Here is a 13,932-nt window from a genome sequence, read left to right on the forward strand (position 1 = left end):
CATTACAATTGTGCATATTTACTTATTGCAATTATGGCTGTCCTGCGAGATGATCTAACAAATGACCCAAAATTGTTCCTATTGAACATAGACTGCTGCCGCACCCATGGAGAGCGATGTTGTTTCCCTGTATGGGCGCGATTATATCCCCATTGTCGCCCCGCCCCCGCCGGCTACTAAAATTCGAACTCACCCGAAAACGGTTCCGGTGCTCAAGGACGACGATGTGCTGCTCATTTGTGATGAGTTGGGCAATATCTGTAATGACGAGCAGCAAACGGCTATTACAGGTTTATTTTGTCAGGATACCCGCTTCCTCAGTCAGGCGGAATTGCGCGTGGGGGGCGATCGCCCGATTCTGCTGAGTTTTCATTGTACAGGTAGCCATGCGCTCAAGGTGGTGTGCACCAATCCCAAGCAACCTTCTCTGCCCGCGGAGGCCTTAGCAATTGAACGATTCCTAGTGGTGCGGGGTGCCCTCTTTGAAACGATTCTCATCACCAATCATCAGGCGCAGCCGGCCAGCGTGGAGATTCGTTTAACCTTTGCGGCAGACTTTCAAGATTTATTTGAAATTCGCCAATACGGCGGTGGTCGCCCACAGCGGGGAAAAACGCTGCAACCCGTCAGTTGTGAATTGCGCCACACCAAAGGACGGGCGGATCTGTGCTTTGCCTACCAGGGGCTTGATGGCGCCCTTATGGAAACCCAAGTGCAGTTCTTGGGCACCCCTCCGGATCGTCTTGATGACACCACCGCCCTCTGGCGTCTCAAGCTAGAACCCCAAGGCTACCACAGCATTCACTATTGCATCCGCCCCTTTACCAATGGGGCACCCACAGCCCATGTCCCTGTGCCTTCATCCCTAGCGGCTGCCGATCAAGCGGCTCAACAGGAGCGGCAACAGTGGTGGTCAGACTGCACGGAAATTGTCACCTCAAATCCGCAGTGGAATCGCATCCTACGGCGGGGGATGGCAGATCTCTATATGCTCTTGCAGTCCTTTGGCCATGGCAAGGTGCTGACGGCTGGCATTCCTTGGTTTGCCACCCTGTTTGGCCGTGACTCGATCATCTCAGCCATGCAGACACTGATCCTCAATCCAGCGATCGCCCGTGATACGCTGCGCACCCTTGCCCATTACCAAGGGAAACAGGTCTGTCCTGAGCGCGATGAGCAGCCGGGGAAAATTCTCCATGAACTGCGCTTTGGCGAGATGGCGCGCAACCGCGAGATTCCCCATACCCCCTACTATGGTACGGTGGATGCCACCCCCCTGTGGCTGATGCTCTATGCCGACTACTACGCATGGACGGGCGATCGCACCACGGTCGAGGCGCTCTGGCCCCATGCCCTTGCGGCAATGAACTGGGTGGATCAACAAATGGCCGCCACGGGCTACCTCACCTACGATCGCCAAGCAGCCAAAGGCATTGACAACCAAGGCTGGAAAGATTCTGGCAATTGTATCGTCAACCGTCGCGGTCAACTGGCTCACAGTCCCATTGCCCTCTGTGAAGTTCAAGGCTACGTCTATGCCGCCAAAACCCGTCTGAGTGCCCTTGCTCGAGACTTTGGCTATGGCGAGTGGGGCGATCGCTGGCGGCAGCAAGCAACGGATCTCAAAACTCGCTTTAACCGCGACTTTTGGCTTGAACCGGAGGGATTTTATGCCCTAGCCCTCGATGGCGAGGGTCGCCCCGTTGATAGCCTCACGTCCAATGCAGGTCAGTGCTTGATGACAGGAATCTGTGACCCCGAAAAAGCCCAACGGGTCGGACAACGTCTGCGGCTGCCGGATCTATTCAATGGTTGGGGCATTCGTACCCTCAGCAGCACCTCCCCTGCCTACAATCCCATTGGCTATCACTTGGGGTCGGTCTGGCCCCACGATACGGGTCTGATTGCCTTGGGGCTGCGCGCCATTGGTGATAGTGACTTTGCCCTGACCTTGGTGGATACCCTTTTTGATATGGCCTGTCGGCAGCCAGATTTGCGCCCACCAGAACTTTTCTGTGGCTTCGATCGCCAGACCTATCCCCAACCGGTGCAATATCCCGTGGCCTGCTCTCCCCAAGCTTGGGCAACGGGCAGTCTGTTTCAATTCATTCAGATCATGGCTTGGCCGCTGGTGGATGTGCCCCAAGGCAAGTTTTTGGTGCATCAGCCCCTGTTGCCCAACAGTATCGAGGAACTCCACCTCCGTAATTTGCGGGTCGGTGACACTCGCTTTCACCTGCGGCTTTGGCGCACGGGCGAGAAGGGCTGCGACTGGGAAGTACAGCCGGCGTAACGAATCGTAACTCGGGACGATCGCCCTCGCTAGAGTAGAGGTGGCTCAATTCCCAACCTCTGTAACGCAAGCAACGGCATGACCCGAACCACCGCCTACGACATTTGGCGCGCTGGTCATCAACCCCTGCGCCCCCTCTTTGCCCCCAAAAGTGTTGCTGTCATCGGTGCCAGTGAAAAAGAAGGCAGTGTTGGCCGCACCCTTCTCTGGAATCTGATTCAAACCCCCTTTGGCGGAACGGTTTTTCCCGTCAACCCGCGCCGCAGTTCGGTGTTGGGCATCAAGGCCTATGCCCGTGTGACGGCGATCCCCGAAGCGGTTGATCTCGCAGTCATTGCCACCCCTGCGGCTACAGTACCAGCGGTGGTTGCCGAGTGTGCAGCAGCGGGTGTGAAGGGGGCAATTATTGTCTCGGCGGGATTTCGGGAAGTGGGGGCGGCGGGTCTTGCCCTCGAAGAAGAGATTTTAACCATCGCCCGTCAGGCGCGGATGCGCATTATTGGTCCCAATTGTCTGGGAATAATGTGTCCGCCCACGGGGCTGAATGCTACCTTTGCCGCGACAATGGCGCGATCGGGTCATGTCGGCTTTCTCAGTCAAAGTGGCGCCCTGTGCACTTCGATTTTGGACTGGAGTTTGCAGGAGAATGTCGGCTTTAGTGCTTTTGTTTCCATTGGCACGATGCTGGATGTGGGCTGGGGCGACCTCATTTACTACCTAGGCGATGATCCGCAAACCCGCTGCATTGTTATTTACATGGAATCTCTGGGGGATGCGCGATCGTTCCTCTCCGCCGCGCGGGAAGTGGCCTATGTCAAGCCAATCATTGTCATCAAAGCAGGACGCACTGCCGCCGCCGCTCAGGCCGCCGCTTCCCATACCGGAGCATTGATGGGGTCAGATGCTGTTTTTGATGCGGCACTGGAACGCTGTGGGGTGCTGCGGGTGGAAACCATTGAAGATCTGTTTGACATGGCCGAAGTCCTCGACAAGCAATCGCGCCCCAAAGGCCCCCATTTGACGATTCTCACCAATGCCGGTGGACCTGGGGTCTTGGCGACCGATGCCCTGATTCGGGCGGGTGGTCAACTGAGTCCCCTCTCTGGGGATACCCTCAAGGCACTGAATCAAGTGCTCCCCCCCGCTTGGAGCCACGGTAACCCCGTGGATATTTTGGGGGATGCCACTGCGGATCGCTATCTCAAAGCTCTGCAATACTGTGAAACCGATCCAAATAGTGACGGTTTGCTGGTGGTACTGACGCCCCAAGCCATGACCGATCCGCTGGCGATCGCCCAAGGTCTTGCTACCTATGCCAAAAACCGTCCCAGTGGTGCCAAGCCGATTCTGGCCAGTTGGATGGGGGGCACAACGGTCAAAGAAGGGGAAGCCATTCTCAATCAGGCGGGCATTCCCACCTATGCCTATGCCGATACTGCTGCCCGCATCTTTAGTTATATGTGGCGCTATAGCGATCACCTGCAGGCGCTTTACCAAACCCCCTCGCTGCCCCTAACCACCACCCCCCCGGATCGGAATGCTGTCAGTCAACTCTTTGAGCACGTGCGCAGTGAGGGGCGTACCCTATTAACGGAGTGGGAAGCCAAGGCGGTTCTTGCTGCCTACGGCCTACCGGTGGTGGAAACCTGTATTGCCCGCAGTCAAGCAGAGGCAGTGGCTGCTGCCGATCGCCTAGGGTATCCTGTAGTTCTCAAGCTCTATTCGCCCACAATTACCCACAAAACGGATGTCGGGGGTGTTGCCCTCAATCTTCCCGATGCGGCTGCGGTCATTACCGCCTACCAACAGATTGAGAAAAATGTCACCACTGCTGCTGGCGCGGATCATTTTGCTGGTGTCACCGTGCAGCCGATGATCCCATGGAAGGGGTTTGAACTCATTTTGGGCAGTTCCACCGATGCTCAGTTTGGGCCGGTGATTCTCTTTGGTACGGGGGGACAGTTGGTGGAAGTCCTCGAAGACACCGCGATCGCCCTTCCCCCCCTGAACACCACCTTGGCACGCCGTCTGATTCAGCAAACGAAAATCTCCCGTGCCTTTGCCGGCGTGCGGGGCTGGCCAGCCGTCAACCTTGCCCTATTAGAAGATCTGCTGGTGCGCTTTAGCCTGCTGGTGGTGGAGCAGCCGTGGATTAAGGAAATTGACATCAACCCCCTCTTGGTGGCACCCCCGGATCGCCTGATGGTCTTGGATGCCCGCATTGTGCTCCACAAAGAGGAAAGCACCTTTGTCAAGCCTGCGATTCGTCCCTATCCCACCCAATACGTGAGTCCTTGGCAGTTGCGCGATGGTACCCCAGTGCTGATTCGACCGATTCGGCCAGAGGATGAACCCCTAATGCGGCAGTACCATGCCACCCTCTCGGAGCAGAGTGTCTATTTGCGCTATTTCCACCTGATGAAGTTGTCGCAGCGGGTTGCCCACGATCGCCTAGTGCGCATCTGTTTTGTGGACTACGATCGCGAGATGGCTCTGGTGGTGGAGCATCAAGGCGCCAGTGAACCGCAAATTATTGGTGCGGCTCGCCTCAGTAAGGATCACTTTAGCAATACAGCCGAGTTTTCGATGTTGATTAGCGATCGCTGGCAGCGGCAAGGCCTTGGCACTGAATTACTACACCGCTTGATTCAAATTGGCCGCGATGAGGGGCTAAGTGCCATCCACGCCTATGTTCTCAAGGATAACGAGGGGATGATGCGTATTTGCCGCAAATTGAACTTTGAGTTTGCTGCGGGTGATGATCCCAGCGTTTGGTTTGTGCAGCTTGCCCTCTAGGGGATACAAAGCATAGAACCCTAGGATCATTGGTGTAGGACAATAGGTTCCGTTGAGTCGATTAGAGGAAGCGTGAACAAAGTAACCAAGATTGGGGTGATTGGTGGTGGTCAGTTGGCTTGGATGTTGGGGCTGGCGGCCAAGGAAATGGGACTCTCGCTGTGGGTACAAACGTCTGCGGCAACGGATCCAGCCGTCGCGGTTGCTGCGGGGGTCTGCTATGGGGCGATCGCCGATGTGGCAACGACAGCGCAACTGGCTAAGCAGGTTGATGTGATTACCTTTGAGAATGAGTTTGTCGATCTCGAGGGGTTGCAGCGCCTTGAACAGCAGGGGATTTGTTTTTATCCCCGCCTTGCCTCCTTGGCTCCCCTCTTGAACAAGTACCAGCAGCGCCACTTTTTGCAACAACTGGGGATTCCTGTACCCGCCTTTGGCTATTTGGGCGATCGCCCGCCCAGCATTCCCTGTGTGATTAAAGCCTGTCGCCACGGCTATGACGGCCAAGGCACATTTGTCATCTCCGATGAGCAGGCATGGCAGCAGTTTCAGCAGCGTTGGCCAGAAATTCCGCCCCAAGGGTTTTTGGTGGAAGCCTTTGTGCCCTATGTCAAAGAACTGGCGATCATGGCAGCGCGATCGCCCCAAGGAGACATTGCCCTATACCCCGTGGTGGAAACGCAGCAGGTGGCTGCCATCTGTCGCTGGGTGATTGCCCCTGCCCCGGTTGACCCCCAAGTGAGTGAGCAAATTCAGCAGATTGCCCGCCAAATCCTAACGGCACTTGATGCTGTGGGTATTTTTGGCATTGAGTTTTTCCTCACAGCCACGGGTGAGGTACTCGTGAATGAAATTGCGCCCCGCACCCACAATTCTGGGCATTACACCATTGATGCCTGCGTCACGAGTCAATTTCAGCAGCACTTGCGCGCCATTAGTGGCCAGTCCTTGGGCAGTCCCGCCATGCAGGTACCGGCAGCGGTGATGGTAAATCTCTTGGGCTTAGCCGAACCGCAGGTTGACTATGGGGCAAAATGTCAGGTCTTGGCGGCTCTCCCCCACGCGAACCTTCACTGGTATGGTAAAAGTCAAACCTACGCGGGCCGCAAGTTGGGTCATCTTACAGTGCTGTTGGCAGAACCAGCGGCAGCCCTACCCATGATCCAGCACATTGAAGCCCTCTGGTATAGTACGCCTGTTGCTGTGTGACCGTTCCTGCTAATGCGTTCTCACTCCTTCCCTCAGCCCCTTGATCGCGCTGCTTTGAGTGTGTTCCTTGTGGCGCTGGTGCTGACCCTTTTGCTGTTGTGGGGGGGCGATCGCACCCAGGCCCAAGTGCGGGACTTTACGTGGCAAGACCGCGATGTGGGCGCCGACGATCGCGCCTTTATCCTCGCCTTTAATCGGCTGATGGATTGGTCATCGGTGGCGGCGCATCTCAAGATTGAGCCACCCCTTGAGGGCAAGGCCAGTTGGTCGGGGCGTCGTTTTGCCTACACGCTGACACAGCCGATTCCCTACGGTCAAACCTTCAAAGTCTCCCTCGAGGATGCCGTTTCTGTGCCCCAAGGGAAACCGATCAAACCCTTTCAGGGGCAGTTTCGTAGTCGTGATCGCGTGCTGGTCTATCTTGGCTCCGGGGTTGAAGAGGGGCGCCTCATCCTCTATAACCTGACGCTGCAACGGAAGATATTCCTTACACCTGCCAATCTACGGGTGTTTGACTTTCAGCCCTATCCTGCTGGCGATCGCATTCTCTTTAGTGCCGGTCAGCGCGGCGAGCAAATGGGTTTTGACCCCCAACTGTACACCGTGACTACCGGGCTATACTTCAATGCCCCTGAAACCCCCCGCCGGCAACCTCGACCCGTGGGCGAAATTTCCCTGATCCTTGACAATAGCGAGTATCAAAACCTGCGCTTTCAGTTGGCCAATGATGGCAGCAAAATCGTGGTTCAGCGGGTAAATCGTCTCCAGCCTGCGGATAGCTCCCTGTGGCTCCTCGATGAAAATTTTCAGCCTCGGCGGCTCAACCAAGCGGCTGCCGGTGATTTTCGCATTGCCCCCGACAACCAGCATTTAATCATTGCCCAAGGGCAGGGGTTAGCGATTGTGCCCCTAGAAGCCGGCAATGGTGAGAGTGACTTTGACTTTTTGCCCCAGTATGGCATGGTGCTGGACTTTAGCCGCGATGGCCGGCAAGTGGCAGCGGTGAAGTTTAACCCCAATTTCTCGCGATCGCTCTATGTGGTGGACATCTTTGGCGAGCATAGGGAACTGCTAACCATCAATGGCTCAATCATTGCCGGCCAATTTGACCCCAAGGGGGAATTTCTCTATGCCATCCTCACCCGCATTGAAGGGGAAGGCTCTTACCGCGAAGTTCCCTATCTTGCCCTCTTTGATCTGAAAACTAAGGAACTGTTCAAGCTCAAAGATTTTGACCCGCAGCAGGAACTCTACCTCAGCTTGGCACCCGATGGCCGTACCTTGGCCGTTGACTCTGTTGAGGGACGGGAAATGCCCGATGTGGTGGATAATAGCGATCTGTATAGCGAGACTGCCCCTGTCAACCCCAGTCCCAGTGATCTGGCAGAACTGCCCACTGACCCCCAAGCACCCCCCCCGCCACCGCGTCAACTTTCCCCCCAACAACATCAAATTTGGCTTTTCCCCCTAGAATTAAATCAAGATAAAATTGCTGTTGGGATGCCAGAACCTTTGGCACCCGGCTTGCACGCACGGTGGTTACCCTAACATGGCAGCAGGAACGGGTCGGGTCGTCCTCAATCACTCCACTCACATTGAAGGTCTCATTCCCGTCTTGGAAAAATTGGCCAAGGTGGCAGGCATTAGTACCCTCACGCCCGGTGTCATTGCTCCCGTCAAAGGGAAATCCCCCCATCTGCATCTACGGGTGTCGGTACCGATCAAGGGCGGATTTAAGCTGATTGCGCGGCGAGGCAAAACGGTGCAGGAGGTGTTTGTCATTACCCAACTGAGTGAAGCAGAACTCAAGGCTGCTATTGATGCCGTGCTGGCCTCTAAATAAGCCATGGGTAAATCCACTGGTCAAGGTCTTGGGAATGAAACGAGCCGCCTGATTTTGCAGCGCTTGGGGGAAGCCCTGATCACGCTGCTGTTGGCCTCGGCGTTAAGTTTTGCCATTATGCAGTTGGCACCGGGCAACTATCTGGACAATCTCAAGGCGGATCCCCAAATTTCTTTGGAACGCCTGCAGGAATTGGAGCGGCAATTTGGTCTTGACAAGTCGCCCGTGGAGCAATACTTGCACTGGCTGTGGCAGATTATTCGCTATGGCAACTTTGGCACTAGTTTTGTCTACCAGCGATCGGTGGCCTCCCTATTGTGGGAGCGGGTACCCGCCACCCTCCTGTTGTCCGTAAGTTCCATTCTGCTCACCTGGGGATTAGCCATTCCCTTAGGTATTTGGGCAGCGGTGACGCAAGATCGTTGGAGCGATCGCCTGCTGCGGGTCATTAGCTACATTGGCCAAGGCTTTCCCAGTTTTATTACGGCTCTGTTGCTCCTGTTTCTGGCGCAAAGTACGCCTTTGTTTCCCGTAGGGGGCATGACCAGTTTGTTTTACGACGACCTCCCTTGGTGGGGCAAAGTTCTGGATATTGCTTGGCACCTGATTTTACCGACTATCGCCCTCACCCTCAGCAGTTTTGCGGGTTTACAACGGTTGATGCGGGGTAATTTACTAGATGTGCTGCGGCAAAACTACATTCAAACGGCACGAGCCAAGGGACTCCCAGAATCGCGGGTGATCTACGTCCATGCCCTACGCAATGCGGTGAACCCCCTCATTACCCTGTTGGGTTTTGAATTTGCCAGCCTCCTCAGTGGTGCTTTTATTGCCGAGTTTTTCTTTAACTGGCCGGGTCTGGGGCGCTTAATTTTACAGGCGGTAACTGCCCAAGATATTTACGTGGTCATGGCCAGCCTGATGATGGGGGCAGTGATGCTGATTATTGGCAACCTCCTTGCAGATTTACTCCTGAAATGGGCTGACCCCCGCATTCGGTAACCCCGCAGAACCCAATTTTTACAAAAATCTATAGAGAGGCAACAGCTGAGCAAGGCGCTGGCTGGGCTTTGAGGCAGTAGCACCAATGGAACCATGTACAATGGGGCAAAGAGCAGTTTGAGGCTAGTCAGCCATGGGTCTAAACGTGGTTCATCTAGTGGGTCGTGTCGGCAGTGATCCCGACGTTCGCTATTTTGAGTCGGGGAGTGTGAAGTGTCGGCTGACCTTGGCCGTGAATCGCCCCACCAAGGAGGATCAGCCCGATTGGTTTAACTTGGAAATTTGGGGAAAAACCGCTCAGGTGGCTGCTGATTATGTGCGCAAAGGAACGCTGTTGGGTATCAAGGGCAGTCTCAAGTTCGATCGCTGGCAAGACCGCAACACGGGGGCCGAGCGCTCCTCGCCGGTCATTTTAGTTGACCGAATGGATATTCTCAGTTCCAAGCGGGATACGGATCCCAGTGCTGTGCCAGCGGGCTATGTGCCAGAAATGTAGGGATACAATTAGGTTGTCAGTGCGTCCAATATCATTGTCCCTATAGCTGCTGCCATGCCCAATCCTGCCCGCGATCTTTGGCAGTCCATGACTCAAACCGTCACCCAAGCGGTACAGACGGTACACTCTCGCTTTGATTGGCAACAGGTCTCCCTGCGGGAAAATGCCCGCACGCCCGAACTATGGGTGGAGTTCAAAGGTCAACGCCAAGTCTTTCCCTTGGTGGGCGATCGCTACATTCTTGGCCGCAGTCAGAGCCGCGCTGACATCATTATTGACGCAGAGATTGTCAGTGGCACCCATGCCCGTTTGAAACGACTCACCCCCACCGGGGTCTTTCAAATTCAGGATTTGGACTCCACCAATGGCCTCTATCGCCAACGCAAGCGACTGCAAACGGCTGAGCTACACCATGGCGATGTGATCACCCTTGGACCACCGGAGGTGAAAGGCGCCGTTACCCTCCGCTTCCACAATCCGCCCCCGCTATGGGTTGCGGTTCTCACCTACAGCATTTGGGGAATTATGGGCATCAGCGCCCTTGGGATTGGCTTGCTGAGTGTGGAAGCCAACAAAGTGGCGGTGCGTCCCCTGCCACCCCTTGAGCAAGGCCCGATTATTCTCCTTGATCGCCAAGGGGAACTGATTAATCCAGTCGAAGATCGCCCCCACCGCGAACTGCAACGGCTCAATGAGTTTTCCCCTTACTTAGTCCATGGGGTCTTGGCCTCTGAGGATGCTCGCTACTACTGGCACTTTGGTGTTGATCCTCTGGGCATGGCGCGAGCAGTAGTTACCAACCTATTAACCCGCCAAACACGCGAAGGAGCAAGTACCCTCTCCCAACAACTGGCGCGCACCCTCTTTCGTTCCCATGTGGGGATGGATGAGAGCCTCGGCCGCAAGTGGCGCGAAATGGCGGTTGCCCTCAAGTTGGAATTTTTCTACAGCAAAGATGAGTTGCTCTTGGCCTACCTCAACCGTGTCTATCTGGGTATGGGCAATCGTGGCTTTGAGGATGCGGCGCAATTCTACTTTGATAAGCCTGCCAAAGACTTGACACTCAATGAGGCCGCCACCCTAGTGGGGATTCTGCCGGCACCGAACCGCTTTAACCCGGTGCGCGACTACGATGCGGCGGTGGATTATCGCAATCGGGTCATTTTGCGCATGGTGCAGCAGGGCTACATCAGCAAAGAAGAGGGCGATCGCGCCCGTCGCTCCCGCATTGAAATTAGCCCAAAGGCGCGAGAATGGCTCAGCACCCAGCGCTTTCCCTACTACACCGACCATGTCTATCAAGAACTGGCTCAACTCCTTGGCGATGAACTCGCCCAAGAGGGCAACCTGATTGTGGAGACAGGCCTAGACCCCCGCTGGCAAGAACTGGCCGAAACCAGTCTGCGCAATTTTATCACCAGCACTGGCAGCGCCTATGGGGTTCATCAGGGGGGACTGATTACCCTGCGGCCGAGGGATGGTCTGATTCTTGCCCTCGTGGGTGGCGTGGATTACCAAAAAAGCCAGTTTAACCGTGCCACCCTTGCCCTGCGTCAACCGGGCTCCACATTCAAGGTGTTTGTCTATACCGAAGCCCTCCTGCAAGGCCATAGGGCTGGTGAAACCTTTTCCTGCGCGCCCGTCTTCTGGCAGGGGCAACAGTTCGAGGGCTGCCGTGGGGGGGGTGGTGCCATGGATTTAGCCACCGCCTTAGCCCTTTCGGAAAATCCGATTGCTTTACGTCTTGCCCAAGCCGTTGGTTTGGAGGCCACCATTCGATTGGCCAGAGCAATGGGGATTACGACGCCTCTGCAAGCGGTGCCCGGCCTTGTTCTCGGTCAAAGTGAGACGACCCTCCTTGAAATGAGTGGTGCCTTTGCCGTAATCGCCAATGAAGGACAGCGCATTCCCCCCCATGCCATTGTTTCGGTGCGCGATGGCGGTGATTGTAAAAGTACAAACGACTGGCAGACCTGTCGCCTGATCTATGCCGCGAGTGATGAAAGGCCTCAACGGGTGCTCGATCCAGCGATCGCCAATGAAATGACGCATTTGCTGACAGCTGTTGTCAGCCGGGGAACGGGTCGTGCCGCTGCCATTGGTCGTCCAGTCGCTGGCAAAACCGGCACTACCAATGATGGTCGCGATCTTTGGTTTATTGGCTATGTGCCCACTGCCGATGTTCTCACCGGAATTTGGCTGGGCAATGATGATAATAGTCCCAGCCAAGGCAGTAGTGGGTTGGCTGCTGCTCTTTGGGGCGAATATATGGGGCGTGCCCTAAATTAGAGTTCCTTGGGAAAGAAACGCACCGCTTGCGCGGCCACTTTCACAGGGGTACCAACGGGTAAATTCACAGCAAGGGGCTGGCGGGCATGGAAATCTTGACCGGAGGGCAGTTGAATGCAGTAGCGATACTCGCGACCAAGGAACTGGCGATCGCGAATCACAAAGCAGCTGGTTGCCGCAGTGTCTGGCTGCAATTGCACATCCTCTTCCCGAATCATCACCTCCCCTTCCCTCTTGGGGAGTGCTTCCGGCAGGGGAAACACGCCAACATCCGTGAGCACTTGAGAACCTTCAGCACAGGCGGGCAAAAAGTTGGCTTGGCTAATAAACCCAGCCACAAATCGCGAGGCCGGGCAGCAATAAATCTCCTCCGGCGTGCCCACCTGTTCAATTTTTCCTTCGCCCATGACGGCTAAGCGATCCGACAGACTCAGGGCTTCCTCCTGATCATGGGTCACAAAAATTGCCGTTGTCCCTGTGCCCTTGAGAATTCGGCGTAACTCTTCCCGCAGTTGCAGCCGCACTTGGGCATCCAGATTACTCAGGGGTTCATCCAGAAGAATCACCGCTGGTTGGGGGGCGATCGCCCGCGCCAAGGCAACTCGTTGCTGTTGGCCACCCGACAATTCATGGGGATAGCGCTTTTTCAGATCCGCCAGCTGCACTAGAGCCAAAACTGCTGCCACCCGCTCCTGAATTTGCTGCTTGTTCAGGCCTTGTTGTTGCAAACCAAAGGCAATATTCTCCGCCACTGTCAAATGGGGAAACAGGGCAAAGTCCTGAAAGACCATGCCCAAAGACCGTTGCTCAGGGGGCACAAAGACATTGGCCGCGGCCACACAGCGATCGCCTACCCTAATTTCCCCAGCATCGGGCGTGTCCAGACCCGCAATTAAGCGCAGTAAGGTTGTCTTGCCACAGCCTGAGGGTCCTAATAGACCCAGAATTTCCCCCTCCTGAACCCAGAGGCTGACATCGCGAATCGCAGCAAAGCGGCCAAAGGATTTATGTAAGTGCTCAACTTGGACGGCTGTTTGAAGCGTTGGCATCAGGGGAAGTGTGGTCATGATCACCCAGAAAGCGAACTGTCTGCAATCAGTAAAGCGAAGGAGCACCCACTGCATTAGGAATTATTTGCAGTACAGCCCTTTTCTGAAATATCGGGTACGTCAGGTAAGTGAAATGCTGACCCACACGTGCTTTCGCAGTGCTAAGCATATTCATCCCTGTGAAAAGGGCTGTAATTAGTGCTCCTCATATTCTGGCACAAAAGTCCTCGCTTGTTGCAGAGATTTTGCAATTGCTACACTCGCTGCCTAGGTTGCCATCCGCATCTAACTAGCATTGAGAATGCGTTGCACAATTTGCAGACCCGTCACCGCCTGCCAACCAAAGAGGATCACCAGAAACAGGTTGAGGGTCATGTGCAGGGCTCGAGCCGTCTCACTGCCCTTTTGCATAAAGGGAACTAAGCTAGCGGAAAGGGCAATCAGAGCCGTCATGGTCAGACCCACAATCAAGTGGGGCCCGACAAAGAGCTTGCCATTATTGATATAGGTCACAGCCATACCGCCAATCGTGCCCATCACCATTAGGGCGAGTAAGATGGCGCCAACTTGGTGGTGTTTGACGTTCACCTTGGCTTGGATCAGCGCTTTCTTTTCCTCGCCACTGAGGGAGCGCAGGCGACGGGTTTGAATCCCTAAATACATGGCATAAAGTGTGAGCGCAAAAAGAATCCACATCAGCACCGGGTGGGCAAAGGTAATCACCGGCTTAAGAGGCTCAGGAATTTCAATCATTGTTTTCGTGAACAGAACTCGGCAGGCAAAGCATTCATCGAAAGTTTGCTTTTCATATCGTAATACAGCCCTTTTCTAAAATATGGCCTACACCAAGGGGGCGCGAGGCTTCCGTAATTTTGACTGCTGCCAGCGTGTTCCATCCCCGCGAAAAGGGCTGTAGGGTTTACCCATCTGTTCTAAAGATGACAAAACGTTAGAC

General features: G+C 55.2%; 10 protein-coding genes. 8 read left to right on the top strand and 2 right to left on the bottom strand.

Annotated elements, in window-relative coordinates:
* The first annotated feature begins 106 nt into the window (after positions 1 to 106).
* The 8 genes from RHH27_RS12110 to RHH27_RS12145 all read left to right on the top strand — a co-directional run bounded on the left by RHH27_RS12110 (position 107) and on the right by RHH27_RS12145 (position 11,928).
* On the top strand, positions 107 to 2,293 hold the full coding sequence (locus tag RHH27_RS12110) for an amylo-alpha-1,6-glucosidase (RefSeq protein WP_302678388.1): 2,187 nt from the start codon (positions 107 to 109) through the stop codon (positions 2,291 to 2,293).
* 78 nt (positions 2,294 to 2,371) lie between these two features.
* Complete coding sequence (locus RHH27_RS12115; protein WP_302678389.1) at positions 2,372 to 5,089, top strand: bifunctional acetate--CoA ligase family protein/GNAT family N-acetyltransferase; 2,718 nt, start codon at positions 2,372 to 2,374, stop codon at positions 5,087 to 5,089.
* Positions 5,090 to 5,161: 72 nt separating this feature from the next.
* Positions 5,162 to 6,298 carry a 5-(carboxyamino)imidazole ribonucleotide synthase gene (locus tag RHH27_RS12120; protein WP_302678390.1) on the top strand — a complete coding sequence of 379 codons (1,137 nt, stop codon included), beginning with the start codon at positions 5,162 to 5,164 and terminating at the stop codon, positions 6,296 to 6,298.
* A 12-nt stretch (positions 6,299 to 6,310) separates the two neighbouring features.
* Positions 6,311 to 7,846 (top strand): hypothetical protein, encoded by a 1,536-nt coding sequence (locus RHH27_RS12125; protein WP_302678391.1) that lies wholly within the window; start codon positions 6,311 to 6,313, stop codon positions 7,844 to 7,846.
* Between the two features lies 1 nt (position 7,847).
* Positions 7,848 to 8,141, top strand: coding sequence for a DUF2103 domain-containing protein (locus RHH27_RS12130; RefSeq protein ID WP_302678392.1), 294 nt, complete (start codon positions 7,848 to 7,850; stop codon positions 8,139 to 8,141).
* Positions 8,142 to 8,144: 3 nt separating this feature from the next.
* On the top strand, positions 8,145 to 9,143 hold the full coding sequence (locus RHH27_RS12135) for an ABC transporter permease (RefSeq protein WP_302678393.1): 999 nt from the start codon (positions 8,145 to 8,147) through the stop codon (positions 9,141 to 9,143).
* A gap of 133 nt (positions 9,144 to 9,276) precedes the next feature.
* On the top strand, positions 9,277 to 9,639 hold the full coding sequence (locus tag RHH27_RS12140) for a single-stranded DNA-binding protein (RefSeq protein ID WP_302678394.1): 363 nt from the start codon (positions 9,277 to 9,279) through the stop codon (positions 9,637 to 9,639).
* 54 nt (positions 9,640 to 9,693) lie between these two features.
* Complete coding sequence (locus tag RHH27_RS12145) at positions 9,694 to 11,928, top strand: transglycosylase domain-containing protein (RefSeq protein ID WP_302678395.1); 2,235 nt, start codon at positions 9,694 to 9,696, stop codon at positions 11,926 to 11,928.
* Here the strand turns inward: RHH27_RS12145 and RHH27_RS12150 are convergent.
* Together RHH27_RS12150 and RHH27_RS12155 are read right to left on the bottom strand one after the other, a co-directional pair.
* Entirely contained in the window at positions 11,925 to 12,995 is a 1,071-nt protein-coding gene (locus RHH27_RS12150; protein WP_302678396.1) for an ABC transporter ATP-binding protein, read from the bottom strand. The genes RHH27_RS12145 and RHH27_RS12150 overlap by 4 nt on opposite strands.
* A gap of 267 nt (positions 12,996 to 13,262) precedes the next feature.
* Positions 13,263 to 13,730, bottom strand: coding sequence for a DUF4079 domain-containing protein (locus RHH27_RS12155; protein WP_206200350.1), 468 nt, complete (start codon positions 13,728 to 13,730; stop codon positions 13,263 to 13,265).
* Positions 13,731 to 13,932: the final 202 nt, after the last annotated feature.

The sequence above is a fragment of the Thermosynechococcus sp. PP555 genome (assembly GCF_031583225.1).
Classification (GTDB): Bacteria; Cyanobacteriota; Cyanobacteriia; order Thermosynechococcales; family Thermosynechococcaceae; genus Thermosynechococcus.